The 26,187-nt window shown below is 60.6% G+C and carries 23 protein-coding genes; 10 read left to right on the top strand and 13 right to left on the bottom strand.

From position 1 onward, the window contains the following. The first annotated feature begins 125 nt into the window (after positions 1–125). Together olsB and ACZZ0A_RS03165 are read left to right on the top strand one after the other, a co-directional pair. Positions 126–881: an L-ornithine N(alpha)-acyltransferase gene (olsB, locus tag ACZZ0A_RS03170; protein ID WP_007916280.1), complete on the top strand. Its 756-nt coding sequence runs from the start codon at positions 126–128 to the stop codon at positions 879–881. Continuing rightward, on the top strand, positions 881–1,672 hold the full coding sequence (locus ACZZ0A_RS03165) for a lysophospholipid acyltransferase family protein (protein ID WP_007916278.1): 792 nt from the start codon (positions 881–883) through the stop codon (positions 1,670–1,672). The genes olsB and ACZZ0A_RS03165 overlap by 1 nt, the downstream gene beginning before the upstream one ends. Positions 1,673–1,796: 124 nt before the next feature. Here the strand turns inward: ACZZ0A_RS03165 and ACZZ0A_RS03160 are convergent, their stop codons facing one another. Continuing rightward, a complete protein-coding gene (locus ACZZ0A_RS03160) occupies positions 1,797–2,375 on the bottom strand; it encodes an acyl carrier protein phosphodiesterase (RefSeq protein WP_123376352.1) in 579 nt (192 codons plus the stop codon). A gap of 170 nt (positions 2,376–2,545) precedes the next feature. Between ACZZ0A_RS03160 and ACZZ0A_RS03155 the strand changes: the two genes are divergently transcribed. The 3 genes from ACZZ0A_RS03155 to ACZZ0A_RS03145 are packed head-to-tail and all read left to right on the top strand — an operon-like array spanning position 2,546 to position 5,127. Continuing rightward, positions 2,546–2,848, top strand: coding sequence for an ArsR/SmtB family transcription factor (locus ACZZ0A_RS03155; RefSeq protein ID WP_007917068.1), 303 nt, complete (start codon positions 2,546–2,548; stop codon positions 2,846–2,848). Between the two features lie 34 nt (positions 2,849–2,882). After that, the gene (locus ACZZ0A_RS03150) at positions 2,883–4,049 is read left to right on the top strand and encodes an MFS transporter (RefSeq protein WP_007917078.1); all 1,167 of its coding nucleotides are present in this window, start codon (positions 2,883–2,885) and stop codon (positions 4,047–4,049) included. Positions 4,050–4,077: 28 nt separating this feature from the next. After that, complete coding sequence (locus ACZZ0A_RS03145) at positions 4,078–5,127, top strand: alkene reductase (protein ID WP_463542498.1); 1,050 nt, start codon at positions 4,078–4,080, stop codon at positions 5,125–5,127. 374 nt (positions 5,128–5,501) lie between these two features. Here ACZZ0A_RS03145 and emhR read toward each other — a convergent pair whose 3' ends face one another. Next, positions 5,502–6,134 carry an efflux system transcriptional repressor EmhR gene (emhR, locus tag ACZZ0A_RS03140; RefSeq protein ID WP_007917080.1) on the bottom strand — a complete coding sequence of 211 codons (633 nt, stop codon included), beginning with the start codon at positions 6,132–6,134 and terminating at the stop codon, positions 5,502–5,504. A gap of 266 nt (positions 6,135–6,400) precedes the next feature. Here emhR and ACZZ0A_RS03135 point away from each other — a divergent pair, with 266 nt between their 5' ends. The 5 genes from ACZZ0A_RS03135 (at position 6,401) to ACZZ0A_RS03115 (ending at position 14,876) form a co-directional block, all read left to right on the top strand. After that, complete coding sequence (locus ACZZ0A_RS03135; protein ID WP_007917081.1) at positions 6,401–7,558, top strand: efflux RND transporter periplasmic adaptor subunit; 1,158 nt, start codon at positions 6,401–6,403, stop codon at positions 7,556–7,558. Between the two features lie 3 nt (positions 7,559–7,561). Further along, positions 7,562–10,711 (top strand): efflux RND transporter permease subunit EmhB, encoded by a 3,150-nt coding sequence (gene emhB, locus ACZZ0A_RS03130; protein WP_007917083.1) that lies wholly within the window; start codon positions 7,562–7,564, stop codon positions 10,709–10,711. Continuing rightward, on the top strand, positions 10,708–12,168 hold the full coding sequence (gene emhC, locus ACZZ0A_RS03125) for an efflux RND transporter outer membrane subunit EmhC (RefSeq protein ID WP_095113831.1): 1,461 nt from the start codon (positions 10,708–10,710) through the stop codon (positions 12,166–12,168). The genes emhB and emhC overlap by 4 nt, the downstream gene beginning before the upstream one ends. A 439-nt stretch (positions 12,169–12,607) precedes the next feature. Continuing rightward, complete coding sequence (locus ACZZ0A_RS03120) at positions 12,608–13,867, top strand: OprD family porin (protein WP_414893909.1); 1,260 nt, start codon at positions 12,608–12,610, stop codon at positions 13,865–13,867. Positions 13,868–14,072: 205 nt separating this feature from the next. Then, a complete protein-coding gene (locus tag ACZZ0A_RS03115) occupies positions 14,073–14,876 on the top strand; it encodes a methyltransferase domain-containing protein (RefSeq protein WP_463542497.1) in 804 nt (267 codons plus the stop codon). Positions 14,877–15,007: 131 nt separating this feature from the next. Here the strand turns inward: ACZZ0A_RS03115 and pcaC are convergent, their stop codons facing one another. The 11 genes from pcaC to pcaR form a co-directional block, all read right to left on the bottom strand. Beyond that, positions 15,008–15,400, bottom strand: a complete 393-nt coding sequence (pcaC, locus tag ACZZ0A_RS03110; protein ID WP_007917093.1) for a 4-carboxymuconolactone decarboxylase — start codon at positions 15,398–15,400, stop codon at positions 15,008–15,010. A gap of 13 nt (positions 15,401–15,413) precedes the next feature. Further along, positions 15,414–16,202 carry a 3-oxoadipate enol-lactonase gene (pcaD, locus tag ACZZ0A_RS03105; RefSeq protein WP_123376356.1) on the bottom strand — a complete coding sequence of 263 codons (789 nt, stop codon included), beginning with the start codon at positions 16,200–16,202 and terminating at the stop codon, positions 15,414–15,416. Between the two features lie 12 nt (positions 16,203–16,214). After that, positions 16,215–17,579, bottom strand: a complete 1,365-nt coding sequence (locus ACZZ0A_RS03100) for a 3-carboxy-cis,cis-muconate cycloisomerase (RefSeq protein ID WP_463542496.1) — start codon at positions 17,577–17,579, stop codon at positions 16,215–16,217. A 46-nt stretch (positions 17,580–17,625) separates the two neighbouring features. Further along, positions 17,626–18,921, bottom strand: coding sequence for an MFS family transporter (locus ACZZ0A_RS03095; RefSeq protein ID WP_007917096.1), 1,296 nt, complete (start codon positions 18,919–18,921; stop codon positions 17,626–17,628). A 187-nt stretch (positions 18,922–19,108) separates the two neighbouring features. After that, the gene (gene pcaG, locus ACZZ0A_RS03090; RefSeq protein ID WP_102902710.1) at positions 19,109–19,675 is read right to left on the bottom strand and encodes a protocatechuate 3,4-dioxygenase subunit alpha; all 567 of its coding nucleotides are present in this window, start codon (positions 19,673–19,675) and stop codon (positions 19,109–19,111) included. A gap of 1 nt (position 19,676) precedes the next feature. Beyond that, positions 19,677–20,381, bottom strand: a complete 705-nt coding sequence (gene pcaH / locus ACZZ0A_RS03085) for a protocatechuate 3,4-dioxygenase subunit beta (RefSeq protein WP_007917099.1) — start codon at positions 20,379–20,381, stop codon at positions 19,677–19,679. Positions 20,382–20,417: 36 nt separating this feature from the next. Then, positions 20,418–21,623: a 3-oxoadipyl-CoA thiolase gene (gene pcaF / locus ACZZ0A_RS03080; RefSeq protein WP_463542495.1), complete on the bottom strand. Its 1,206-nt coding sequence runs from the start codon at positions 21,621–21,623 to the stop codon at positions 20,418–20,420. Beyond that, on the bottom strand, positions 21,620–22,402 hold the full coding sequence (locus ACZZ0A_RS03075; protein ID WP_176472360.1) for a CoA-transferase subunit beta: 783 nt from the start codon (positions 22,400–22,402) through the stop codon (positions 21,620–21,622). The genes pcaF and ACZZ0A_RS03075 overlap by 4 nt, the downstream gene beginning before the upstream one ends. Continuing rightward, complete coding sequence (locus ACZZ0A_RS03070; RefSeq protein ID WP_007917105.1) at positions 22,399–23,256, bottom strand: CoA transferase subunit A; 858 nt, start codon at positions 23,254–23,256, stop codon at positions 22,399–22,401. Before ACZZ0A_RS03070 ends, ACZZ0A_RS03075 begins: the two co-directional genes overlap by 4 nt. A 290-nt stretch (positions 23,257–23,546) precedes the next feature. Further along, positions 23,547–24,893: a 4-hydroxybenzoate transporter PcaK gene (gene pcaK, locus ACZZ0A_RS03065; protein ID WP_007917107.1), complete on the bottom strand. Its 1,347-nt coding sequence runs from the start codon at positions 24,891–24,893 to the stop codon at positions 23,547–23,549. A gap of 294 nt (positions 24,894–25,187) precedes the next feature. After that, positions 25,188–26,030 (bottom strand): pca regulon transcriptional regulator PcaR, encoded by an 843-nt coding sequence (pcaR, locus tag ACZZ0A_RS03060; protein WP_007917109.1) that lies wholly within the window; start codon positions 26,028–26,030, stop codon positions 25,188–25,190. Between the last annotated feature and the right edge of the window lie 157 nt (positions 26,031–26,187).

Below are 26,187 nucleotides of genomic sequence, written 5' to 3'. Positions count from 1 at the left end.
GCATCACCAAAGGTTCATGGCGATGACACCGGGGCTACATAGCCTGACTTTGCACAACACGGCTGCATAAAGAAAGTCGATCGGCTGCAACCCACGACGGGTTAAAGGCCCGTACGGAGATTCACATGACTCAGATCGCCCGCATCAGCGACACCGGCAATGAACGCCGCCTGCAAGCCGAACGCCTGATCGGCGCCGAGGCCTTGCAGCAAGCCCAGGCCCTGCGCTTCAACGTCTTCAGCGGCGAGTTCAACGCCAAATTGAAAGGCGCGGAGCTGGGTCTGGACATGGATGATTATGATGTTCACTGCAGCCACATCGGCGTGCGTGATCTGAACACCGGCCGTTTGGTCGCGACCACGCGTTTGCTTGATCACACCGCCGCCAGCAGCCTCGGCAAGTTCTACAGCGAAGAAGAATTCAGCCTGCACGGCCTCGCCCATCTGCAAGGCCCGATCCTCGAAATCGGCCGCACCTGCGTCGACCCGGCGTACCGCAACGGCGGCACCATTGCGGTGTTGTGGGGCGAGTTGGCCGAAGTGCTGAATCAGGGCGGCTACAGCTATCTGATGGGTTGCGCGAGCATCCCCATGCAGGACGGCGGCATCCAGGCCCACGCGATCATGCAGCGCCTGCGCGAACGTTATCTGTGCACCGAACACCTGCGCGCCGAGCCGAAAAATCCGCTGCCGACGCTGGATATTCCATCGAACGTGATCGCGGAAATGCCGCCACTGCTCAAGGCTTATATGCGTCTGGGCGCGAAGATCTGCGGCGAGCCGTGCTGGGACGAAGATTTCCAGGTCGCCGACGTGTTTATCCTGCTCAAACGCGACGAACTCTGCCCGCGCTACGCCAAGCACTTCAAGGCGGCCGTGTGATGAGCCGGTTGCGCGTATACGCGCGGATCGCGCGGGTGCTGCTGGTGGTGGCGCTGGGGTTGACCATGGCCAGCGTCTTTGGCGTGTTTGAACGCATTGGCCTGGCGCATTCGATGGAGCGGCGTCAGCGCTGGTCGCGCTTCTTCATGGCGCGCCTGAGCAACGCCCTGCCCTTTCGGGTGACGGTGCACGGTGAGCTGCCGAAGCAGCCGATGCTGTGGGTCAGCAATCATGTGTCGTGGACCGACATTCCGCTGCTCGGCATGCTCACGCCGCTGTCGTTTCTGTCCAAGGCCGAAGTGCGCACCTGGCCGGTGGCCGGTTGGCTCGCGGCGAAGGCTGGCAGCCTGTTCATCCGTCGCGGTTCGGGCGACAGCCAGTTGATCCGCAAGCAGATGACCCGTCATCTGCAAACCGAGCATGCGTTGCTGATGTTTCCGGAAGGCACCACCACCGATGGCCGTTCGCTGCGCACCTTTCACGGCCGTTTGCTGGCGGCGGCGATTGATTCCGACGTGATGCTGCAACCGGTGGCGATTCGTTATCTGCGTGACGGCGAAATCGACTCGCTGGCACCGTTCATTGGTGATGATGATCTGCTCTCGCACCTGATGCGCCTGTTCAGCAATGATTGCGGCGATGTTGAAGTGCACTTGCTCAAGCCGATGGCCTGTCAGGGACGAGAGCGTGCTGCGCTGGCGTTTGAAGCGCAGCAGGCGGTGCAGAAGGCGTTGTTTGGCGCAATTCCGGAAACCCTACAATCCCCAATGCGTCCGGCAATCGCTGCCTGAAATACAAATCCTGAAATCGCCTTGGCCCCTGTGGGAGCTGGCTTGCCAGCGATAGCGGTAGACCAGCCGACACGAATGTTGAATGTGCTGACGCCATCGCTGGCAAGCCAGCTCCCACAGGGATTCAGGGTGTTGGTGGGGATTGGGCGAAGTCCTGGAGTTGCGGGTAGAAGAGCCGGAAGTCTTCACTGAGCGGCTCATACAACCGCCGCAATTCCTGCATCGCACCCGCCAGTTCCTCCGGCCGGCTCAAGCGCCGCGCGATCCCGCGCAACACCTGCTCCAGCACTTCAAATTCCTGATACGAACCCAGCCAGTCATTGGCGACCATGTGCGGGGCAATCTTCGCCAGTCGCTCGGGCAGTTGCCGCTCGCGGGTCAGAACCCGATAAACGTCAGCGGTGAAAACCTCCAGCGGCTGATCGGCATACAGCCGCCAGTCCCGCGCCAGGCAATGATCGAAAAACACATCGAGCACAATCCCGGCATAACGCCGGCGCGTGTCGGAAAACCGCCCCAGGGCGATATCCACCAGCGGATGGCGATCGGTGAATACATCGATCCGTCGATGCAATTGAATGGCCGCCTCGACCTCGGGCGCAAACTGCCCTTGCAGCCGGCCTTTGACGAAGTCGCCATACAGACTGCCGAGCAGTTGCCCGGGGCGCTGGCCACCGAGGTGTAAATGTGCGAGATAGTTCATGGGCGCAGCTTAGCACTGCGGCCCATAAGCCATACACCTATGTATCGTTATAACGCGATATACCAATTTATGCTGGCGTCAGATCAAAATCATATTGGTGTATCGCGATCTAACGATTTATATTTCGCCACATCGCGATATAACGTTGTACACATTGTGAGCACCCTGCCATGAACCTCGACCTCGACGAAATAATAAAAGCCCTGGCGCACCCAGTACGGCGAGACATCCTCAACTGGCTGAAAGACCCGAAGAACGAATTTCCGGAACAGTTGCACAACCACGAGTACGGCATCTGCGCCGGGCAGATCGATCAGCGCTGCGGTTTGTCGCAGTCGACCGTTTCTGCACACCTCGCGACGTTGCAACGCGCCGGTCTGATCAGCAGCCAGAAGGCCGGTCAATGGCACTTTTTCAAACGAAACGAGGACGTGATCCAGGCGTTCCTCAGCACCCTCAGTAAAGAGCTCTGACCCTTAACGTCAGCCAGCCGACAAGGAAACCTGCATGCCCCTCTCGCTCCTCATCCTCGCCTTGAGCGCCTTCGCCATCGGCACCACCGAATTCGTCATCATGGGCCTGCTGCCCAATGTGGCGGCTGACCTCGGTGTGTCGATCCCCGGCGCCGGCTGGCTGGTGACCGGATACGCCCTCGGCGTGGCCATCGGTGCGCCGTTCATGGCGATGGCCACCGCCAAACTGCCGCGTAAAGCAGCACTGGTGGCGTTGATGGGCATCTTTATTGTCGGCAACCTGCTCTGTGCGATTGCCAGTGATTACAACGTGCTGATGTTCGCCCGGGTGATCACTGCGCTGTGCCACGGTGCGTTCTTCGGCATCGGTTCTGTCGTCGCGGCCAATCTGGTGCCAGCGAATAAACGCGCTTCGGCAGTGGCCTTGATGTTCACCGGCCTGACCCTGGCCAACGTCCTCGGTGTGCCGCTGGGCACTGCGCTGGGTCAGCAATACGGCTGGCGCTCGACCTTCTGGGCGGTGACCGTCATTGGTGTGATTGCGCTGATCGGCCTGATCCGTTTCCTGCCGGCCAAACGTGACGAAGAGAAGCTCGACATGCGCGCCGAGCTCGCCGCCCTCAAAGGTGCCGGAATCTGGCTGTCGCTGAGCATGACCGCGCTGTTCGCCGCGTCCGTCTTCACCCTGTTCACCTACGTTGCCCCGCTGCTCGGCGAAGTCACCGGTGTGTCGCCGCGTGGCGTGACCTGGACGCTGATGCTGATCGGCCTGGGCCTGACTGTCGGCAACATCATCGGCGGCAAACTCGCCGACAAGGGCATGGCCGCGACGCTGATCGGCGTGTTCATCGCCATGGCCGTGGTCTCGACCGTACTGACCTGGACCAGCGTCGCGCTGATCCCCACCGAAATCACCCTGTTCCTCTGGGCCACCGCGTGTTTTGCCGCCGTACCGGCGCTGCAAGTCAACGTGGTGACCTTCGGCAAAGCCGCACCGAATCTGGTCTCGACCCTGAACATCGGCGCCTTCAACGTCGGCAACGCCCTCGGCGCCTGGGTCGGCGGCAGTGTCATCGCTCACGGCTACGGCCTGACCAGCGTGCCACTCGCAGCCGCCGCGCTGGCCGTGCTCGCTCTGCTGGTGACCCTGATTACTTTCCGTCAGAACGGCAATGCCGATCTGGCCCCTGCTACCAACTGATTAACTTTCACCTACGAGGGTTGTAGACATGGCAACTATTTTTGATCCGATCAAACTGGGCGACATCGAACTGGCCAACCGCATCATCATGGCCCCGTTGACTCGCTGCCGCGCCGACGAAGGCCGTGTGCCGAACGCGCTGATGGCTGAATACTATGTACAGCGTGCTTCCGCTGGCCTGATCCTCAGCGAAGCCACGTCGGTGACGCCGATGGGCGTTGGCTACCCGGACACCCCGGGCATCTGGTCCAACGATCAAGTGCGCGGCTGGGCCAACGTGACCAAAGCCATTCACGGCGCTGGCGGCAAGATCTTCCTGCAACTGTGGCACGTCGGTCGCGTCTCGCACCCGTCGTACCTCAACGGTGAAGCACCGGTGGCACCTAGCGCCATCCAGCCGAAAGGTCACGTCAGCCTGGTGCGCCCACTGGCCGACTACCCAACCCCGCGTGCCCTGGAAACCGCTGAAATTGCCGACATTGTCGACGCCTACCGCACCGGTGCCGAGAACGCCAAGGCCGCCGGTTTCGACGGCGTGGAAATCCACGGCGCCAACGGTTACCTGCTCGACCAATTCCTGCAAAGCAGCACCAACCAGCGCACCGACAACTACGGCGGCTCGCTGGAAAACCGTGCACGCCTGCTGCTGGAAGTGACTGACGCCGCGATCGAAGTCTGGGGCGCCGGCCGTGTCGGCGTGCACCTGGCACCGCGCGCCGACTCCCATGACATGGGCGACGACAACCTGGCAGAAACCTTCACTTACGTGGCTCGTGAGCTGGGCAAACGCGGCATCGCGTTCATCTGCTCCCGTGAGAAAGAAGGCGCCGACAGCCTCGGCCCGCAACTGAAAGAAGCCTTTGGCGGCCCGTACATCGCCAACGAACGCTTCACCAAGGACAGCGCTAATGAGTGGCTGTCCAGCGGCAAGGCTGATGCCGTGGCGTTTGGTGTGCCGTTCATTGCCAACCCGGATCTGCCGGCGCGCTTGAAGGCGGATGCGCCGTTGAATGATGCGCGTCCGGAGTTGTTCTATGCGAAAGGCCCGGTGGGTTATATCGACTATCCAGCGCTGTAAGCACTAGAAACATAAAGCCCCCGACTTGAGAGAATCGGGGGCTTTTTTGTGTTCGCCGGGAGATTGATTGCGCGGCTGAGTACGCAGCCCCTCACCCCAGCCCTCTCCCGAGGGAGAGGGGGCCGATTTGTGTAGTTTTCAAATTCGGAGTTCGACTGGGTTTTTCAGGTCGGTGTAACTTGCAAGAACACCTCGGTCAGTCCCCTCTCCCTCTGGGAGAGGGCTAGGGTGAGGGCAAGCGGCTCACACTCATTCACACAGAAGACACAAATTCCCTACAAAATGCGTAGCTCGCTACGTTTAAACTCCCCCCGCTGCGAAGCTATATAAAGGCAGGCCAATTGACATAGGCTGTGCCAATTACGCATTTTGTTTCATTTGCGCAGGCTGGGGCTCAGGCGCAGCATATCCAACCCTGTATCGACCCAACGTTCGGCCTCGGCATGCAGCTCAAAGCTGTCCGGCGCCAGAAGCCATCCATACAGAAGGCCATCGATATAGCTGTGAATGCTGATGGCCGCACGGGCAGTGTCGAGATCTTCCGGCAATTGGCCGCGATTTACCGCATTACGCAACGTCAGAGCGATGCGCTCATTGCAATCGAGACTGACGTCCCTGCGCTGCTGGCGCAAATCGCACATTTCATCGGTGAACTCGCACTTATGAAACAGAATTTCGTTGATACGCCGGGTTTTCGGGTCCAGCGCAACTTGATGAAACAAATGAATCAGCAGTTGGCGCATGCAGCCCAGTGGATCGAGTTCATCTTCGCTTTCGCTGGCCCTGGCCAACTCATCCAGCGGCTCACGCAGCGAATCCAGCATGGCCTGGACCAGGTCGGCCTTGTTGCTGAAATGCCAGTAAATGGCACCGCGCGTGACCCCGGCCAAGGCCGCGATGTCGGCCAACGTCGTACGAGCGACGCCCCTTTCATAAAAGGCTTTCTCCGCCGCTTCCAGAATCTGGCTACGGGTTTCTTGAGCTTCCTCTTTGGTACGACGGACCATGACAGTAAAACCTCAAACAGGATGTTTCAGGGATGGCTGAATATCCGCTGAATAAAGAGGGGGCGATCTCTCACGGATCAGCTCCCCGGCCTACAATTTCAAACCTTGCGACGAGTTTTGTAACAGGGTGGATACGACGCCAAGGTATTTACAAACAACCATGAACGTAAGTATATTCCTTAGCAAGCTACTTATCCACCCGGTATCCTTTTTTTACCCTTACACACTTCTTGTGCGCTTTTTGCGCGCCTGACCCGAGGATCTTCATGCAATTCAAGCCAGCTGTTACCGCTCTGGTCACTGCCGTCGCCCTGGCATCGCTGCTCAGCGGATGTAAAAAGGAAGAAGCGGCACCGGCCGCTCCTCCGCCTCAGGTCGGCGTCGTCACCCTGCAACCACAAGCCTTTACCCTCACCTCCGAGCTGCCGGGTCGCACCAGTGCGTTCCGTATTGCGGAAGTTCGACCGCAGGTCAACGGCATCATTCTCAAGCGTCTGTTCAAGGAAGGCGGCGATGTCAAAGCCGGCCAACAGCTGTATCAGATCGATCCGGCGGTCTATGAAGCGACCCTGAAAAGCGCCGAAGCCAGCCTGCGTTCGACCAAGTCGATCTCCGACCGCTACAAGCAACTGGTCGACGAGCAGGCCGTGAGCCGTCAGGAATACGACACGGCCGTGTCCAACCGCATGGAATCGGAAGCGTCGCTGCAGAGCGCGCAGATCAACGTGAAATACACCAAGGTCTATGCGCCGATCTCCGGCCGCATCGGTCGTTCTTCGGTCACCGAAGGCGCACTGGTCAGCAATGGTCAGGCCGACGCAATGGCGACGATCCAGCAACTGGACCCGATCTACGTTGACGTTACCCAGTCTTCGGTTGAACTGCTGGAACTGCGCCGTGAGCTGGAAAGCGGTCGTCTGCAAAAATCCGGCGAAAACTCGGCAGCAGTCAAACTGACCCTGGAAGACGGCAGCCAGTACAAGCTCGACGGTAAGCTGGAATTCTCCGAAGTCACGGTCGACCCGACTACCGGTTCGGTGACCCTGCGTGCAGTGTTCCCGAACCCGGATCACACCCTGCTGCCAGGCATGTTCGTCCGCGCCCAGTTGCAGGCCGGTGTCAACGCCGCCGCCATTCTGGCACCGCAACAAGGCGTGACCCGCGACCTCAAAGGCACTCCGACCGCACTGGTCGTCGGCCCCGACAACAAGGTTGAACTGCGTCAGCTCAAGGCCAGCCGCACTGTCGGCAGCCAGTGGCTGATCGAAGACGGCCTGAAGGCCGGCGATCGCTTGATCACCGAAGGCCTGCAGTACGTGCGCCCAGGTGTTCAGGTCAACCCGTCCGAAGCCACTAACGTAGGCAACAAGAACCCGGCCCCCGCTCAGGCAGCTGACAAAGCCGCCGGCGGCAAAGGGGAGTAATCCATGTCAAAATTCTTCATCGACCGTCCGATTTTCGCTTGGGTAATTGCCCTGGTGATCATGCTGGTCGGGGCACTTTCGATCCTGAAACTGCCGATCAACCAGTACCCGAGCATTGCGCCGCCAGCCATTGCGATCTCCGTGACCTACCCGGGTGCTTCGGCGCAAACCGTGCAGGACACCGTGGTCCAGGTGATCGAGCAGCAGCTCAACGGTATCGACAACCTGCGTTATGTGTCCTCGGAAAGTAACTCCGACGGCAGCATGACCATCACCGCGACCTTCGAGCAAGGCACCAACTCCGACACCGCGCAGGTACAGGTTCAGAACAAGCTGAACCTGGCCACCCCGCTGTTGCCGCAGGAAGTGCAGCAACAAGGTATCCGCGTGACCAAGGCAGTGAAAAACTTCCTCTTGGTCATTGGCGTGGTATCGCGTGACGGCAGCATGACCAAGGACGACCTGTCCAACTACATCGTGTCGAACATGCAGGATCCGATTTCGCGGACCGCCGGTGTCGGTGACTTCCAGGTCTTCGGTGCCCAGTACGCGATGCGCATCTGGCTCGATCCAGCCAAGTTGAACAAGTACAACCTGACCCCGGCTGACGTCAGCTCCGCCATCTCGGCGCAGAACGTTCAGGTGTCGTCCGGTCAGCTCGGCGGTTTGCCGGCGCTGCCAGGCCAGCAACTGAACGCGACGATCATCGGCAAGACCCGTCTGCAGACCGCCGAGCAGTTCAAGGCGATTCTGCTCAAGGTCAATCAGGACGGCTCGCAAGTGCGCGTCGGCGACGTCGCCGATGTCGGTCTGGGCGGTGAGAACTCGACCATCTCGGCACAGTTCAACGGCAAGCCATCGTCCGGTCTGGCGGTGAAACTGGCCAACGGTGCCAACGCCCTCGACACCGCCAAAGCCCTGCGCAAGACGATTGACGAACTCAAGCCGTTCTTCCCGCAAGGCATGGAAGTGGTGTTCCCGTACGACACCACCCCGGTGGTAACCGAATCGATCAAAGGTGTGGTTGAAACCCTGGTCGAAGCGATCGTGCTGGTGTTCCTGGTGATGTTCCTGTTCCTGCAGAACTTCCGCGCCACCGTCATCACCACGATGACCGTGCCGGTGGTATTGCTCGGTACGTTCGGCATCCTCGCGGCGTTCGGTTTCAGCATCAACACCCTGACCATGTTCGGTATGGTGCTGGCCATCGGCTTGCTGGTGGACGACGCCATCGTCGTGGTGGAAAACGTCGAGCGGGTGATGAGCGAAGAAGGCTTGTCACCGAAGGAAGCGACCAAGAAGTCCATGGGCCAGATCCAGGGCGCACTGGTCGGTATTGCTCTGGTTCTGTCGGCGGTACTGTTGCCGATGGCGTTCTTCAGCGGTTCCACCGGTGTGATCTACAAGCAGTTCTCGATCACCATCGTCTCGGCCATGGCCCTGTCGGTACTGGTCGCGCTGATCTTCACCCCGGCGCTGTGCGCAACCATGCTCAAGGCGATTCCGAAAGGCGAGCACGGCACACCGAAAAAAGGCTTCTTCGGCTGGTTCAACCGTAACTTCGACCGTGGCGTTCGCAGCTACGAGCGCGGCGTTGGCAACATGCTGTCGCGCAAAGCCCCGTATCTGCTGGCGTATCTGCTGATCGTTGTTGGCATGATCTGGCTGTTCACCCGTATTCCGACCGCGTTCCTGCCGGAAGAAGACCAGGGCGTACTGTTCGCCCAGGTGCAAACCCCGGCCGGTTCCAGTGCCGAACGTACGCAAGTCGTGATCGACGAAATGCGTTCCTACCTGCTGGAGAAAGAATCCGGCGCGGTCGCCTCGGTGTTTACCGTGAACGGCTTCAACTTCGCCGGTCGCGGTCAGAGTTCGGGTCTGGCGTTCATCATGCTCAAACCGTGGGACGAGCGTGACGCGAGCAACAGCGTGTTCGCCCTCGCCCAACGTGCGCAGCAACACTTCTTCAGCTTCCGCGACGCGATGGTGTTTGCTTTCGCCCCGCCAGCGGTACTGGAATTGGGTAACGCCACCGGTTTCGACGTGTTCCTGCAGGACCGCGCCGGTATCGGTCACGAAAAACTGATGGAAGCGCGCAACCAGTTCCTCGGTCTGGCAGCGCAGAGCAAGGTGCTCTATCAGGTGCGTCCGAACGGCCTGAACGACGAGCCGCAATACCACCTGGAAATCGACGATCAGAAGGCCCAGGCCCTCGGCGTGAGCATTGCCGACATCAATAGCACGCTGTCGATCTCCTTCGGTAGTAGCTACGTCAACGACTTCATCGACCGTGGTCGGGTGAAGAAGGTGTACGTGCAAGGTCAGGCCGGTGCTCGCATGAGCCCTGAAGACTTGAAGAAGTGGTACGTGCGCAACAGCGCCGGGACCATGGTGCCGTTCTCCGCGTTCGCCAAGGGCGAGTGGATCTACGGATCGCCGAAACTGGCGCGTTACAACGGTGTAGAAGCGATGGAGATCCTCGGTTCTCCGGCGCCGGGTTACTCCACCGGTGATGCGATGGCCGAAGTCGAAGCGATTGCCAAGAAGCTGCCGGCGGGTGTCGGTATCTCCTGGACCGGTCTGTCTTATGAGGAACGTCTGTCCGGCTCGCAAGCGCCGGCGCTGTACGCCCTGTCGCTGCTGATGGTGTTCCTGTGTCTGGCGGCGCTGTACGAGAGCTGGTCGATTCCGATCGCGGTTATGCTCGTGGTGCCGCTGGGGATCATCGGTGCGCTGCTGGCCACCAGCCTGCGCGGTCTGTCCAACGACGTGTACTTCCAGGTGGGGCTGTTGACGACCATCGGTCTGGCAGCTAAAAACGCCATTCTGATCGTCGAGTTCGCCAAGGAACTGCATGAACAGGGACGCAGCCTGCGGGACGCGGCGATTGAAGCCTGCCGCATGCGTCTGCGACCGATCATCATGACCTCGCTGGCCTTCGTCCTCGGTGTTGTACCGTTGGCGATCTCCACCGGCGCCGGTTCAGGCAGTCAACATGCGATCGGTACGGGCGTGATTGGCGGTATGCTCACGGCCACGATCCTGGCGATCTTCTGGGTCCCACTGTTCTTCGTTACGGTTTCGTCCCTGGGCCAGCGTAAAATCGCTGACGAGGATGAGGCTACTGAAACTCCTAAAGAGGCTGGCCAATGAGCAAGTCGCTACTCTCCATCGCAGTCGCCGCCTTCGTGCTGAGCGGTTGCTCGCTGATACCTGACTATCAGCAGCCTGAGGCTCCGGTCGCAGGTCAGTACCCGCAGGGGCCGGCGTACTCGCCGGCCCAGGCTCCGGCGCAGGCCGCTGCCGAGCAAGGCTGGAAGCAGTTTTTCCATGACCCGGCGCTGCAACAGCTGATCCAGGTTTCGCTGGAAAACAACCGCGACCTGCGTGTCGCGGCGTTGAACATCGACGCCTATGCGGCTCAATACCGCATCCAGCGCGCCGACCTGTTCCCGGCGGTTTCGGCCAATGCCAGCGGCAGCCGTCAACGTCTGCCGGCTCGCGCGTCGACGACTGGCGACTCGATGATCAGCAGTTCGTATTCCGCCACCGTCGGCATCAGCGCTTATGAACTCGACCTGTTCGGTCGCGTTCGTAGCCTGAGCGAGCAAGCGCTGCAACAATACTTCGCCACTGAAGAAGCACGCCGCAGCACCCAGATCAGTCTGGTCGCCAGCGTCGCCAACGCTTACCTGACCTGGCAAGCGGACAAGGAACTGCTCAAGCTGACCCAAGACACCCTCGGTGCCTTCGAAGAAAGCTACAAGCTGACCAGCCGCAGCAACGAAGTCGGTGTCGCTTCGGCACTGGACCTGGCGCAATCGCGCACCTCGGTGGAAAACGCCCGGGCACAACTGGCGCGTTACACCCGCCAAGTGGCTCAGGACGAAAACAGCCTGACCCTGCTGCTCGGCACCGGTATCCCGGCCAATCTGCAAACGGCCAAGCCGCTGTCCGATGACCTGCTCAGCGACGTGCCGCCGGGTCTGCCTTCTGACTTGCTGCAACGTCGTCCGGACATTCTGCAGGCCGAGTACAACCTGAAAGCGGCCAACGCCAACATCGGCGCGGCCCGTGCAGCGTTCTTCCCGAGCATCAGCCTGACCGCCAACGCGGGTAGCCTGAGCCCGGATCTGTCCGGTTTGTTCAAGGGTGGTTCGGGGACGTGGCTGTTCCAGCCGCAGATCAACCTGCCGATCTTCAACGCCGGCAGCCTGCGCGCCAGCCTCGACTACGCCAAGATCCAAAAGGACATTGGCGTGGCGAACTACGAGAAGTCCATTCAAACGGCCTTCCAGGAAGTCGCCGACGGCCTCGCCGCCCGCCAGACCTACACCGAACAGCTGCAAGCGCAGCGTGACTTCGTGCAGGCCAACCAGGATTACTACCGCCTGGCCGAGCGTCGCTACCGCATCGGTGTCGACAGCAACCTGACCTTCCTCGATGCCCAGCGTCAGCTGTTCAGCGCGCAACAAGCGCTGATCACCGACCGCCTCGCGCAGCTGACCAGTGCGGTCAACCTGTACAAGGCATTGGGCGGTGGCTGGAATGCACAAACCGCGCAGAACGAACCGCTGAAAGAAGAAGCACCGAAGATGAAGTTGTTCTGATCATCAGGTGAACACAAGGAGCCCACCGATTGGTGGGCTTTTTGTTGCCTGTCTGAAAGTTGTGGTGTCTGGGCTGGCCCCATCGCTGGCAAGCCAGCTCCCACAATGTTCTGTGGTGTACCCAACATTGTGAACGACACAAAAACCTGTGGGAGCTGGCTTGCCAGCGATGAGGCCCTCCCATTCACCCAAAACCCCGAGCAAATCTTGCGTTCGATAATCGCCCAAAAACCGCTTCTGCCGATTGAATCCCCACCACCGCCCCCCGCACCATTCGATCAACAAAACCAATAACAACAGGTTCGACACCATGCTCCCGCGCCCTGCTCCGACCGGCTGATCGCCGTCGCCTCACCCCCTGAATTCATCGCATTTCTGCACCGTAAAAAACGGCCGCAGCGCACCCGTTCGCCCTAAAAAAACAAGAGAGACCCCAGCTATGACAACCTCCCCTGCGCCTTACGCATTTCCCGGTCTGATCGTCCTGGCCTTGGCCGGCGCGGCGCTGCCCGCTGCGGCTGAAGAGGCCGGTTTCATCGAAGGGGCCAAGGTCAACCTGAACCTGCGCAACTTCTACATCAACCGCAACTTCACCAATCCGACCAAAGCTCAGGGCAAGGCCGAAGAGTGGACGCAGAGCTTCATCCTCGACGCGAAATCCGGCTTCACCCAAGGCACCGTCGGTTTCGGCCTGGACGTGCTCGGCTTGTATTCGGTGAAGCTCGATGGCGGCAAAGGCACCGGCGGCACCCAATTGCTGCCACTGGATCGCGATGGACGCCCAGCGGACAACTTCGGCCGCACCAACGTCGCCTTCAAAGCCAAGCTTTCGCAGACCGAAGTGAAGGTCGGCGAGTGGATGCCGGTGCTGCCAATCCTGCGTTCGGACGACGGCCGCTCGCTGCCGCAGACCTTTCGTGGCGGGCAGATTACCTCGAAAGAAATCGACGGCCTGACCCTCTACGGCGGCCAGTTCCGCGCCAACAGCCCGCGCGACGACAGCAGCATGAGCGACATGTCGATGACCGGCAAAGCGGCGTTCACCTCTGATCGCTTCAACTTTCAGGGCGGTGAATACGTTTTCAACGAAAAACGCACACAGATCGGCCTGTGGAATGCCGAACTCAAGGACATCTACAGCCAGCAATACGTCAACCTGATTCACAGCCAGCCACTCGGCGACTGGACCCTCGGCGCTAACCTCGGCTTCTTCTATGGCAAGGACGATGGTAGCGCCCGCGCCGGCGATCTCGACAACAAGACCTGGTCGGGCATGTTCTCGGCGAAGTACGGCGGCAACACCTTCTACGTCGGCCTGCAGAAACTCACTGGCGACAGCGCCTGGATGCGGGTCAACGGCACCAGCGGCGGCACGCTGGCCAACGACAGCTACAACGCCAGTTATGACAATGCGCAGGAACGCTCCTGGCAAGTGCGCCATGACTACAACTTCGTGGCGATGGGCATCCCCGGCCTGACCCTGATGAACCGCTATATCAGCGGCGACAACGTGCACACCGGGACGATCACCGACGGTAAGGAATGGGGCCGCGAATCGGAACTGGGCTACACCGTGCAGAGCGGCGCGCTGAAGGATCTCAACGTCCGGTGGCGCAACTCGACCATGCGCCGGGACTTCAGCAACAACGAGTTCGACGAGAACCGCTTGATCGTCAGCTACCCGATCAGCCTCCTCTAAACACCGATCCACCCCTGCGGCAGCTCTACATTGGAATTCTCGCCACTGGTCAGGAGAAGTGGCACTTTGCCGGTCGGCAGGTAAAGTGACAAAACCTGAAGGACTCAGGTGCTTCACCTTTCCGCTTCCGTCGTCGTAGTCGGTCCTCAAGCTGGGAGCCAGGTTGTCATCGGAAGACACCAACGATCACCGGAGGACCCCCTCAATGATCTCTCGTCTCGCAACACCCGACTGGGACGCCAAGGCGTACCAGCAGTTTTCCCGTCTCAGGCAACGCCCGGTCAATGAATTGCTCGACCGTGTCGACCTGCCGAACCCGCAACGTATTTACGACCTTGGCTGCGGCACCGGCATTGCCACGCAGTTGCTGGCCGAACGCTGGCCGCGCGCGCAGTTGCAGGGCGTCGACAGCTCCACGCAGATGCTCGATGAAGCGCGCTGTCTGCCGATCCGGGCGCAGTGGAAGTGTTGCGATCTGCTCGACTGGCGGCCGGAGCAGCCAGCGGATCTGCTGCTCGCTGCCGCCGTACTGCACTTTATCGGGGGCCATGAAACGCTGCTGCCGCACCTGCTCGGTTATCTGAATCCCGGCGGTTGTCTGGCGGCGCACATGCCGGACTGGCGCGATGCGCTGTGGTATCGGCTGATGCTCGACACCCTCGAAGACGGCGGCCCCGGCGGCACGCCAATAGGCACACCAGAACTGCGTCAGCGCATGACCGCACGGCCGTTGTTGGCACTGGAGGATTACTACCGTTTGCTCGCGCCGCTGACCTCGTCGCTGGATATCTGGGAGACCGAGCAGTTGCAGGTAGTCGACGGCAAATCACCGGTGTACGACTGGGTGAAGGTCTCGGCGCTGCGGCCGGTGATGCAGGCGCTGAATTCAGCGGAACAGACGCGGTTTATTTATCACTACCTGATGCGGGTGCATGAGCATTATCCGCAGGAGGGGGATGGGCATACGTTGTTTGCGTTCAAGCGGATATTTATTGTTGCCACGGTTTGATTGGTCGCGGCCACTATTGCTATCGCTGGCAAGCCAGCTCCCACAGGGATTTTCAGCGAACACAGATTTTGTGCACACCTGAAAAACCTGTGGGAGCTGGCTTGCCAGCGATGGCGTCAGCTCAGGCAACATCACTCCCGGGATTCGACTCCTAGCTCATCCCAAACCGATTCAGCCAGATGAAACGTCGCATTCGCCGCCGGAATCCCGCAGTAGATCGCGCTCTGCATGATCACTTCCTTGATCTCGCCCCGGCTCACACCATTATTGGCCGCCGCGCGCAGATGCAGTTTCAGCTCGCCTTCGCGGTTCATGCCGATCAGCATGGCGATGGTGATCAGGCTGCGGGTATGCCGAGGCAAACCCGGACGCGTCCAGATATCACCCCAAGCATGCCGGGTGATCATCTCCTGAAACTCCGAGTTGAACTCGGTCAGCGTGGTCAGGCTGCGATCGACATGCGCATCACCGAGCACCGCGCGGCGCACTTGCATGCCTTCGTCGTAACGTTGTTTCTCGTCCACGAAAATCCCCTTATCAGGCGTTTAGAAACGCCAACACACGATCACTGAAATCCGCGCCAGCCTGCACGTTGGACAGGTGCGCCGCGTAGAACTCGGCGTACTGGGCACCGCGTACATGCTCCTGAATGAAATGCCCACCGGCCGGCGGCGTCACCGCGTCTTCAGTGCCGGCAATCACCAACAACGGCACGTTGATCGACGCCAGTTGCTCGCGGAAATCGGCATCACGCACCGCCGCGCAGTTGGCCGCATAACCTTCAGGCGAAGTGGCCGCGAGCATGTCGGTAATCTGCTTGGCTGCGGCCGGATGTGCAGCGGAAAAATCCGGGGTAAACCAGCGAGCAATCGATGCATCACGCAAGGCAACCATCGCCGCCGCGCCGTCACGCAACACGGTTTCGATGCGTGGATTCCACACCGACGGATCGCCGATTTTTGCCGCTGTGTTGCAGACGATCAGCTTGTCCAGGCGATGCCCGGCGTTGATCCCCAGCCATTGGCCGATCAAGCCGCCCATCGACAATCCACAGAAATGCGCACTCTCGATATGCAGTGCATCCAGCAGACCGAGCACGTCATAACCCAGTTGTTCGATGCTGTAAGGCCCCGGCGTCACCAGCGATTGGCCATGGCCACGGGTATCGAAACGCAGCACGCGAAAATGCTCGGTAAATGCCGGCATCTGCGCGTCCCACATGTGCAGATCAGTGCCCAGCGAGTTGGACAGCACCAGCACCGGCGCATCGACCGGACCTTCAATTTGATAGTGCAGTTCGCCATCGGCGAGTTGAACGAAAGCCACAGCCCTCTCCTTTCAGACAGACAATGCGTTGTGTTCGGCCACCGCACGCTCGACCCAGACTTGCGCCTGACCGAGGTAATGGGCGGGGTTCAAAAGTTGATCGAGTTCAGCGCTGCTCAACTCGGCGGTGACTTGCGGTTCGTCACCGAGCACGGCGCGCAAATGGCGTTGTTCGGCCACCGCGCGTTTGCAGCATTGCTCAAGCAGATGATGCGCGGTGTCGCGGCCAACACGCTGGGCAAGGACGATGCTCACGGCTTCGGCCAGCACCAGCCCCTGCGTCAATTCAAGGTTTCGGCCCATGCGCTCGGCATCGACTTCCAGTCCATCGGCGAGTAACCGAGCCTGTTGCAGCGACCCCGAAACGAGGCAGCAAATCTCCGGCAAGGTTTCCCATTCGGCATGCCACAGGCCGAGGCTGCGTTCGTGCTCCTGCGGCATCGCGCTGAACAGCGTCGAGACCAGACCGGGCACGCGCGTCGCTGCGCCAATCAACACCGCTGCACCCACTGGATTGCGCTTGTGCGGCATGGTCGACGAGCCACCCTTGCCCGGTGCCGATGGCTCGAACACTTCTGCTGCTTCGGTCTGCATCAACAGGCTGATGTCGCGGCCGAATTTGCCGAGGCTGCCGGCGATCAAACCGAGCACTGCGCCGAACTCGACCACGCGATCACGCTGGGTGTGCCACGGTTGTTCGGGCAAGGTCAGTTGCAGTTCTTCGGCCAACGCTTGGGCAATCGGCAAGGCCTGTTCGCCCAACGCGGCGAGGGTCCCGGATGCACCACCGAATTGCAGCACTAGCAAACGCGGTTTGAGTTCGCGCAGGCGCTGACGACTGCGAGTGACAGCGCCCAACCATCCGGCGATTTTCATGCCGAGGGTTACCGGCGTCGCATGTTGCAGCCAGGTGCGTCCGGCCAGCGGCGTGGCGGCGTAACGTTGCGCCTGAACCGCGAGGGAATCGGCCAATTGCGCCAGATCGCTTTCAATCAGTGCCAGCGCCTGCCGCAATTGCAGCACCAGCCCGGAATCCATCACGTCCTGACTGGTCGCACCCAAATGCACATAACGCTCGGCTTGTGCATCGGTCGCGGCAATCTGTTTACCCAACGCCTTGACCAGCGGAATCGCCGAATTGCCGGCCGTGGCAATCGCCTCGCCCAGTGCCGCGAAATCATACAGACCGGCACTGCAAGCCGTCGCAATCGGTGCCACCGCAGAGGAAGGAATCAAACCAACCCGCGCCTCGGCCCGGGCCAGCGCCGCTTCAAAGTCGAGCATCGCCTGCACGCGGCCCTGATCGCAGAACACTTCGCGCATATCGCGGGCAGTGAAGTAGGCATCGAACAATTGATTGCCCGGTCGCTGAGTCATAAACAGTCCTTGCCGGCGCGGGCCATGACAGCCCGGGCACTTCGGGTTAGAGATCGTGGTGCAAATACGCCGCCTGTTTTGGCAGGCGCAGACTGAACAGGAACGCGATCGCCATCATCGCCGTCACGTACCAGTAGAAGGAGTTTTCCATGCCGATGTTCTTCAGGCTCAGGGCGACGAATTCCGCCGAACCGCCGAAGATCGCATTCGCCACCGCGTAAGCCAAACCGACGCCGAGGGCGCGGACTTCCGGCGGAAACATTTCGGCTTTAACCAGGCCGCTGATCGAGGTGTAGAAACTGACAATCGCCAGCGCTACGGTGATCAACACAAACGCGAGGAACGGGCTGCTGACGCTTTTCAGGCTCAACAGAATCGGCACAGTAAACAGCGTACCGAGCGCGCCGAACCAGAGCATCGAATTACGTCGACCGATCTTGTCGGCGAGCATGCCGAACAGCGGCTGCATGCACATATACAGGAACAGCGCGCCGGTCATGATGTAGCTGGCGGTCTTGGCGTGCATGCCGGCGGTGTTCACCAGATACTTCTGCATGTAGGTGGTGAAGGTGTAGAAAATCAGCGAGCCACCGGCGGTGTAGCCGAGCACGGTGATGAACGCAGCTTTGTGATCGCGGAACAGCGCGGCGATGCTGCCGGCATCCTTGTGTTCGCGGGTTTCCTTGTTGGTGGTTTCTTTCAAGCTGCGACGCAGGAACAGCGAAATCAACGCCGCCACCGCACCGACCACAAACGGAATCCGCCAGCCGTAGGCGCGCAGATCTTCTTCGGTGAGGAATTGCTGCAGCACTACCACTAGCGACACGGCCAGCAGTTGGCCGCCAATCAACGTCACGTACTGGAACGAGGCGAAAAATCCGCGCTGGCCCTTGAGGGCGACTTCGCTCATGTAGGTGGCAGTGGTGCCGTACTCACCGCCGACCGACAGGCCTTGCAGCAAACGTGCGAACAACAGCAGGACCGGTGCCCAGACGCCGATGTCTTTATAGGTCGGCAGGCAGGCGATCAGCAACGAGCCGAAGCACATCATCAGAATCGAGATGAGCATCGAATTCTTGCGCCCGTGCTTGTCGGCGACCCGGCCAAAAATCCAGCCACCAATCGGGCGCATCAGGAAGCCGGCAGCGAACACGCCAGCGGTGTTGACCAGTTGCACCGTCGGGTTGTCGGAGGGGAAAAACGCCGGGGCGAAATAGATCGCGCAGAAGGCGTAGACGTAGAAGTCGAACCATTCGACGAGGTTGCCGGACGAGGCGCCGACAATGGCAAAGATGCGCTTGCTGCGCTCTTCACCGGTGTAATGGGAGGTAGTGGTTGTCATTGTTTTTCACTCGATAGGGACAGTGAGAGTCTAGACATACTTTGCAACAGTCCCGTTCCACATCCTATATCGATCGTTCCCACGCTCCGCGTGGTAACGCATTCGGTGACGCTCCGCGTCACAGTGGACGCGGAGCGTCCATGGCGGCATTCCCACGCAGAGCGTGGGAACGATCAGTTGTCAGCGATCAGTAATCGAAGAACACGGTTTCGGCATCAGTGCCCTGCAGAATCACATTCCACTGGTAAACACCCGAAGCATCCTGTTTGGCCAGCAACGTACTGCGACGTTCAGCCGGCACACATTCGAGCAACGGATCATCAACGTTGGCCGGCTCGCCCTCAAAGTAGATCCGCGTCAGCAAGTGCTTCACCAGGCCACGGGCAAACACCAGCACCACCAGATGCGGCGCCTGGGTCGAGCCCTTCAGGCCTTCAACCGTGCCCGGTTTGATCGTGGTGAAGCGGAAGCGCCCTTCCGCATCCACCGGCACCCGGCCAAAACCTTCAAAGTGCGGATCGAGCGGTTTGTCCTGCTCGTCTTCCGGGTGGTCGTACTTGCCGGCGGCATTCGCCTGCCAGACTTCGAGCATGGCGTCGTTGACGACATCGCCGTTGCCATCCACCACTTGCCCGGTGATCGCCACGCGTTCGCCCAGAGTCTGTTCGACGGTGAGGTTTTCGCGGTTCAGCCAGGTCAGGCCGATGTGGTAGTACGGCCCGACGGTGTGGGACGTGGTCGCAGTCAGCGTCATCTTATTTCTCCATCGGCGTGGCTTCACGCCCGCGCAGCACGATGTCCCAGCGATAACCGAGGGCGTAGGACGGAATGGTTTTTTCCAGATCGAAACTGGCGATCAGGCGTTCCTTGGCCGAAGTATCCGGCACGCAGTTGTAGATCGGGTCGTAGGCCAGCAGCGGATCGCCCGGGAAATACATTTGCGTGACCAGACGGGTGAGGATGCTCGGCCCGAACAACGAAAAGTGGATGTGCGCCGGGCGCCAGGCGTTGTGGTGGTTGCCCCACGGGTAGGCGCCGGGTTTGATGGTCTGGAATTGATACCAGCCGTCGGCGTCGGTGACGGTGCGGCCGGTGCCGGTGAAATTCGGGTCCAGCGGCGCGTCGTGCAGGTCGCGCTTGTGGTTGTAGCGGCCGGCAGCATTGGCCTGCCAGATCTCCACCAGAATCCCCGGCACCGGCAGACCATTTTCATCGAGCACGCGGCCGTGAATGATGATGCGTTCGCCCTGCGGCTCGCCTTCGTGCTGCGCGGTCAGGTCATTATCGGTGTCGCCCACGTGCTCGGCGCCGATGGTCGGGCCGGTGATTTCCGACAGCGAGTGCGGCAGAAACACCAACGGCTTCGACGGCGAGCGCAGGTTGGTGGATTGATACGTCGGGTGCAGGTACTCAGGCTGAGTGCCTTCCTGCGGACGACGGTAACCAGGCTTGTCAGACATGTCGCTTTCCTCTGTTCTTTTTCGTCACGGCTTGCGTCAGACGCGTTCGATGGCCAGGGCCAGACCTTGGCCGACACCGACGCACATGGTCGCCAGACCTTTCTTGCCTTGAATCTTTTCAAGCTGATGCAGCGCGGTCAGCACCAGACGCGCACCGCTCATGCCCAACGGATGACCGAGGGCGATCGCGCCGCCATTCGGATTGACCTGCGCGGCGTCATCCGCCAGACCCAGTTCACGCAGTACCGCCAAACCTTGGCTGGCAAACGCTTCGTTGAGTTCGATCACGTCGAAATCGCTGACCGCGACGCCAAGACGCTCGATCAATTTGCGCACCGCCGGCACCGGGCCGATGCCCATCACCCGAGGTGCGACGCCGGCGCTGGCCATGCCGAGCACTTTGGCGCGGGCGGTCAGGCCATGTTTTTTTACGGCTTCGGCGGACGCCAGAATCAGCGCGGCGGCACCGTCGTTGACGCCGGAGGCATTGCCGGCGGTGACGGTTTTGTCCGGGCCGTTGACCGGTTTCAGCTTGTTCAGCGCTTCGAGGGTCGTGTCGGCGCGAGGATGTTCATCTTGGCTAACCACGGTTTCGCCCTTCTTGTGGGCGATGCGCACTTCGACGATTTCTTCAGCGAAGTAGCCAGCAGCCTGCGCAGCGGCGGTACGTTGCTGGCTGCGCAGGGCAAAAGCGTCCTGATCGGCGCGCGAGACTTTATAGTCGTCGGCGACGTTATCGGCGGTCTGTGGCATCGCGTCGACGCCATACTGCGCCTTCATCAACGGGTTGATGAAACGCCAGCCGATGGTGGTGTCTTCCAGCTTCATGTTGCGCGAAAACGCTGCGTCAGCCTTGCCCATCACAAACGGCGCGCGGGACATCGACTCGACACCGCCGGCAATCGCCAGCTCCATCTCGCCGCTGGCGATGGCACGGAATGCCGTGCCGATCGCATCCATGCCCGAAGCGCAAAGACGATTGAGGGTCACGCCCGGCACGCTGTCCGGCAGGCCTGCCAACAGCAGCGCCATGCGCGCGACGTTGCGGTTGTCTTCGCCGGCCTGGTTGGCGCAACCGAGGAACACTTCGTCGATGGCGCTCCAGTCCACCGACGGATTGCGTTCCATCAGGGCCTTGATCGGCACAGCGGCCAGGTCGTCGGCGCGAACGGCAGACAAACCGCCGCCGAACCGGCCAATCGGGGTGCGAACCGCGTCGCAGATATAGACTTCACGCATCATGCTTCTCCCGGTGCCTGGCCGTGGGCGGCGGCCGTGCGCGCTTCGAGATCGCGCAGCGCCGTCAGTTCGACGTCAGTCGGTTCAGCGGTGGTTTCGACGTTGTCAGCAAAACGAACCGCCCAACCGGTGGCCGCGACCACTTGCTCGCGGGTTACGCCCGGATGCAGTGCGGTGACCACAAATTCGTGGGTGCCCTCTTCCGGCTCCATGATGCACAGGTCGGTGATGATCCCGACCGGACCGGCGCCCGGCAGGCCCAGACGTTTGCGCGAATCACCGCCCTCGCCGTGACCGACCGAGGTGATGAAATCGAGTTTGTCGACGAACGAACGCGCCGACTGTTTAAGGATGATCAACACGCTTTTCGCCGAACCGGCAATTTCCGGCGCGCCACCGGCACCTGGCAGACGCACTTTCGGCGAGAAGTAATCGCCGACCACGGTGGTGTTGATGTTGCCGAAACGGTCGACCTGCGCGGCGCCGAGAAAACCGACGTCGATGCGCCCGCCCTGCAACCAGTAGCGAAAAATCTCACCTGTCGGTACGACGGTGTCAGCGGTTTCAGCGAGTTCGCCGTCACCGATCGACAGCGGCAGCACACTTGGCTTGGCGCCAATCGGACCCGATTCGTAGATCAGCACCACGTCCGGCGAAGAAGTCAGGCGCGCAAGGTTGGCGGCTTTCGACGGCAGGCCGATGCCGACGAAGCACACCGAGCCGTTCTTCAGTCGACGGGCCGCGGCGACGGTCATCATTTCATTGGTGGTGTAAGTCATTATTTGGCCTCCGAAGCAGCGGCCAACTTGGCCTGGAACGCGCTGAAGTCAGCGCAGCCATGGATGTATTCGTTGATCCACGCAGTAAACGTCTCACGGTCTCGGGCGATCGGATCCCACGCCTGATAGAAACGATTGTCGCGCTCGTTGTAACCGTGGGCGTAGGAAGGATGTGCGCCGCCGGGAACATGGCAGACCGCGCTCAAGGCCCAGGTCGGCAATACACAAGAGTTCATCGGCGCGTTGAGGTCATCGACGATTTCTTCAACCGTGACGATGCAGCGCTTGGCGGCCAGAGCGGCTTCTTTCTGCACACCAAGAATGCCCCACAGCAACACGTTGCCCTGGCGGTCGGCTTTCTGTGCGTGGATCACGGTCACGTCCGGACGCACCGACGGCACCGCCGCCAACACTTCACCGGTGAACGGGCAGGTTACGGTTTTGATCAGCGGATTGACCTTTGGCAGGTCGGAACCGGCGTAGGCTCGCAGCACCGCGAACGGTAGGCCGGAGGCGCCGGCGACGTAGGCATTGGCCAGGTCGGCGTGGCTGTGCTCTTCGATTTCGAGAGCGTGCGGCCATTGCTTCTCGACCGCATCACGCAGACGGTGCAGCGAACCCACGCCAGGGTTGCCGCCCCAGGAGAAAATCAGTTTGCGGGCACAACCGGCACCGATCAGTTGGTCGTAGATCAGGTCAGGCGTCATCCGCACCAGCGTCAGATCTTTCTTGCCCTGACGAATGATTTCATGACCCGCTGCTGTAGGGATCAGGTGAGTGAAGCCTTCGAGTGCGACGGTGTCACCGTCATTGACGAATTGCTTCACCGCGTCGTGCAGCGAAAGGATCTCAGCCATGGAGCGGGCTCCTGTTTTTGTAATGAATCGCCAGTGATAAAAAGGCGCGAGGTTCAGCGCCGGAGTGACTGAAGATTAAGCCTGGGAAAATCACCAAACAATCCGATAATCGACTGAGTGTTCGTTTATCGAACAGATTGTTGTCAACCTATCGGTTCGTGTTTTGATCGTTCCCACGCTCCGCGTGGGAATGCAGCCCGGGACGCTCCGCGTCCCTTTCAAAGGCCGGAACGCGGAGCGTCCCTAGAGGCGCTCCCACGCAGAGCGTGGGAACGATCATGCGCAGATACTCAAGTCGCATCCGCATGACTGACCATGCCTTTGATCAGCACCGCCGTGGTGGCCAACGCCGCCGGAATCACCAACGCCGTCAGCACCTGCTCGAAATTCCAGCCCAGGCCCAACAACGTCGCGCCCATCCACGCCCCGAGAATCGCACCAAAGCGGCCAATCCCCAGCATCCACGAGACCCCGGTCGCCCGCCCTTGGGTCGGATAAAACCGCGCCGCCAGTGACGGCATCGCCGACTGCGCACCGTTCACGCACATCCCCGCCACCAGCACCAACGTCGCCAGCAACGTGATATTGCCCAGGCTCTGCCCCACCGCGTAGGCAAACACCCCGGCCAGCAGGTAGAACGTGCCGATGACCTTGTGCGGATTGAAGCGGTCCATTGCCCAGCCCACCGCCACCGCACTCAACACCCCGCCAAACTGGAACAACGCACCGATAAACGCGGCTTGTTCCATGCTCGCGCCACTGTCACGCATCAGCGTCGGCAGCCAACTGGTCAGCAGGTAAACGATCACCAGGCCCATGAAATAGGTCAGCCACAGCAGCAAGGTGCCAGTGCTGTAAGTACCGGAGAAAATCACCGCGAACACGTTTCGCGCCTTGACGGTTTTCTGTTCCGGCACGCTGAAGCTGGAAGCCTGGGCCACAGTGAGCGGATCAATCGGCGCCAGGGTTTTGCGGATTTTGTCAGTGCCACGATTGCGGACTACAAGGTAGCGCGCCGATTCCGGCAGCCAGAACAGCAGCACCACGGCGAGGATCAGCGGCAAGATCCCGCCGATCAGCAGCAGGCTGTGCCAGCCGAACGCGGGGATCAGCTTGGCGGAAATAAACCCGCCACCGGCCATACCGAGGTTGAAACCGCAGAACATGCTGGTCACCAGCAGCGATTTCTTGCGCTCCGGGGTGTATTCCGAGAGCAGCGTGGTGGCGTTGGGCATGCCGGCGCCCAGACCCAGACCGGTGAGGAAACGCAACACCAACAGTTGTTCGACGTTGGTGCTGTACGCCGACGCCAGACTGAAGGCACCGAACAGCACCACAGCGCCGACGAGTACGACTTTTCGCCCGAAGCGGTCAGCCAATGGACCGGAACCCAGTGCGCCGAAGACCATACCGATCAACGCCGCACTCATCACCGGGCCAAGACTGGCGCGGTCGATGCCCCAGTCCTGCGACAGCGCCGGGGCAATGAAGCCCATCGCGGCGGTGTCGAGGCCATCGAGAAAGACAATCAGGAAACACAAGATCACCACCCGCCACTGATAGCGCGAGATCGGTTGGGCATTGATGAAGGTCTGCACGTCGAGGCAGTTACCTACAGCGGACTGAGGCTGGTTCATTATTTTTATTCCACGCAAAAAACGCAGTCGAACGGCGGCCGGCCAGAGAGCGGCACGGTCACAAGAATAGAAGGTCTGGATCAGGCGTTGCGGGAAACCCGGCAACAGCGGGTGGAGCGGAGACAGTCGGAGAGCGTGCGCATGGTGAGTTGCCTCTTGTCATTATTATGGGAGTCGACAGTCCGGCGGGCTCATTCACATCAGCGCCGGATGACGCTGCCGCGACATTAATGATCCGAGGGTTTTAGCGTCAATTCGATAAACGCAACACTGTGCGTTTATCGAACAGCTTCATCAGGCGAACAGCTGTGCGCTGAGGTCGCGACTGGCACTGAGCAAGCCCGGCAGGAAGCGCTGCTCCAGCTCGGTCCGACTGACGCGACCGGCGTGGGTACTGACGTTGAGCGCCGCCACCACTTGGCCCGAGGCATCGTAGACCGGCACGGCAATCGAACGCAGGCCTTGTTCCAGTTCCTGATCGACAATGCACCAGCCTTGCTGCCGCACTTCCTGCAGACATTCGAGCAACGCATCAGGGGTATGGATCGTGCGACTGGTCTTGGCGACCAGTTCGGCGTGATCGAGGTACTCACGCAACGACGTATCGTCGAGGGCTGCCAGCAGAATCCGGCCCATCGATGTGCAATACGCCGGCAACCGACCGCCCACCGACAGATCCACCGATATCAGCCGTTGGGTGGTCGCCGAACGCGCGATGTAGAGAATGTCGTCGCCTTCAAGCGTGGCCATGTTGCAGGCTTCGTGCAGTTGCTCGCTCATGCGGTCGAGGTAGGGCTGGGCGGACACCGCCAACGGCGTCGACGACAGATACGCGTGGCCGAGGGTCAGCACTTTGGGCAGCAACGAATAGGTGCGCCCGTCGGTGGTGGCGTAGCCGAGTTTGATCAGCGTATGCAGACACCGGCGCACGGCGGCGCGAGGAATTTCCGTGCGGTGACTGATTTGGGCGATGGTCAGATGACGCTTGCGCTCCTGAAACGCCTGCACCACCGCCAAGCCCCGGGCCAGCGAGGTCATGAAGTCCGGATCACCGGTCAACGCCTGGATGCGTTTGGCCGGCGAGGCGACGATCGGCGGCGCCACGGAGGTGAAAGAGTTGCGCATTTGATCGTTCATTTCTTGTCCTTTTATCCGGCACGGATCAATGGGCTATACAAGCGGCTCGCCAACAAATGCACAAGCGTCGGACCTGCAAGATTGGGCGATTATCGAACCGCGGGCCGATAATCGCAATCAGCCATGCGGCTCGCGTCAACGCTCCAAGGGTTCGGCT

The organism is Pseudomonas sp. AC242 (assembly GCF_979258655.1).
The sequence above is the reverse complement of the archived record's forward strand: the minus strand, read 5'-3'. Positions and strand labels throughout refer to the sequence as shown.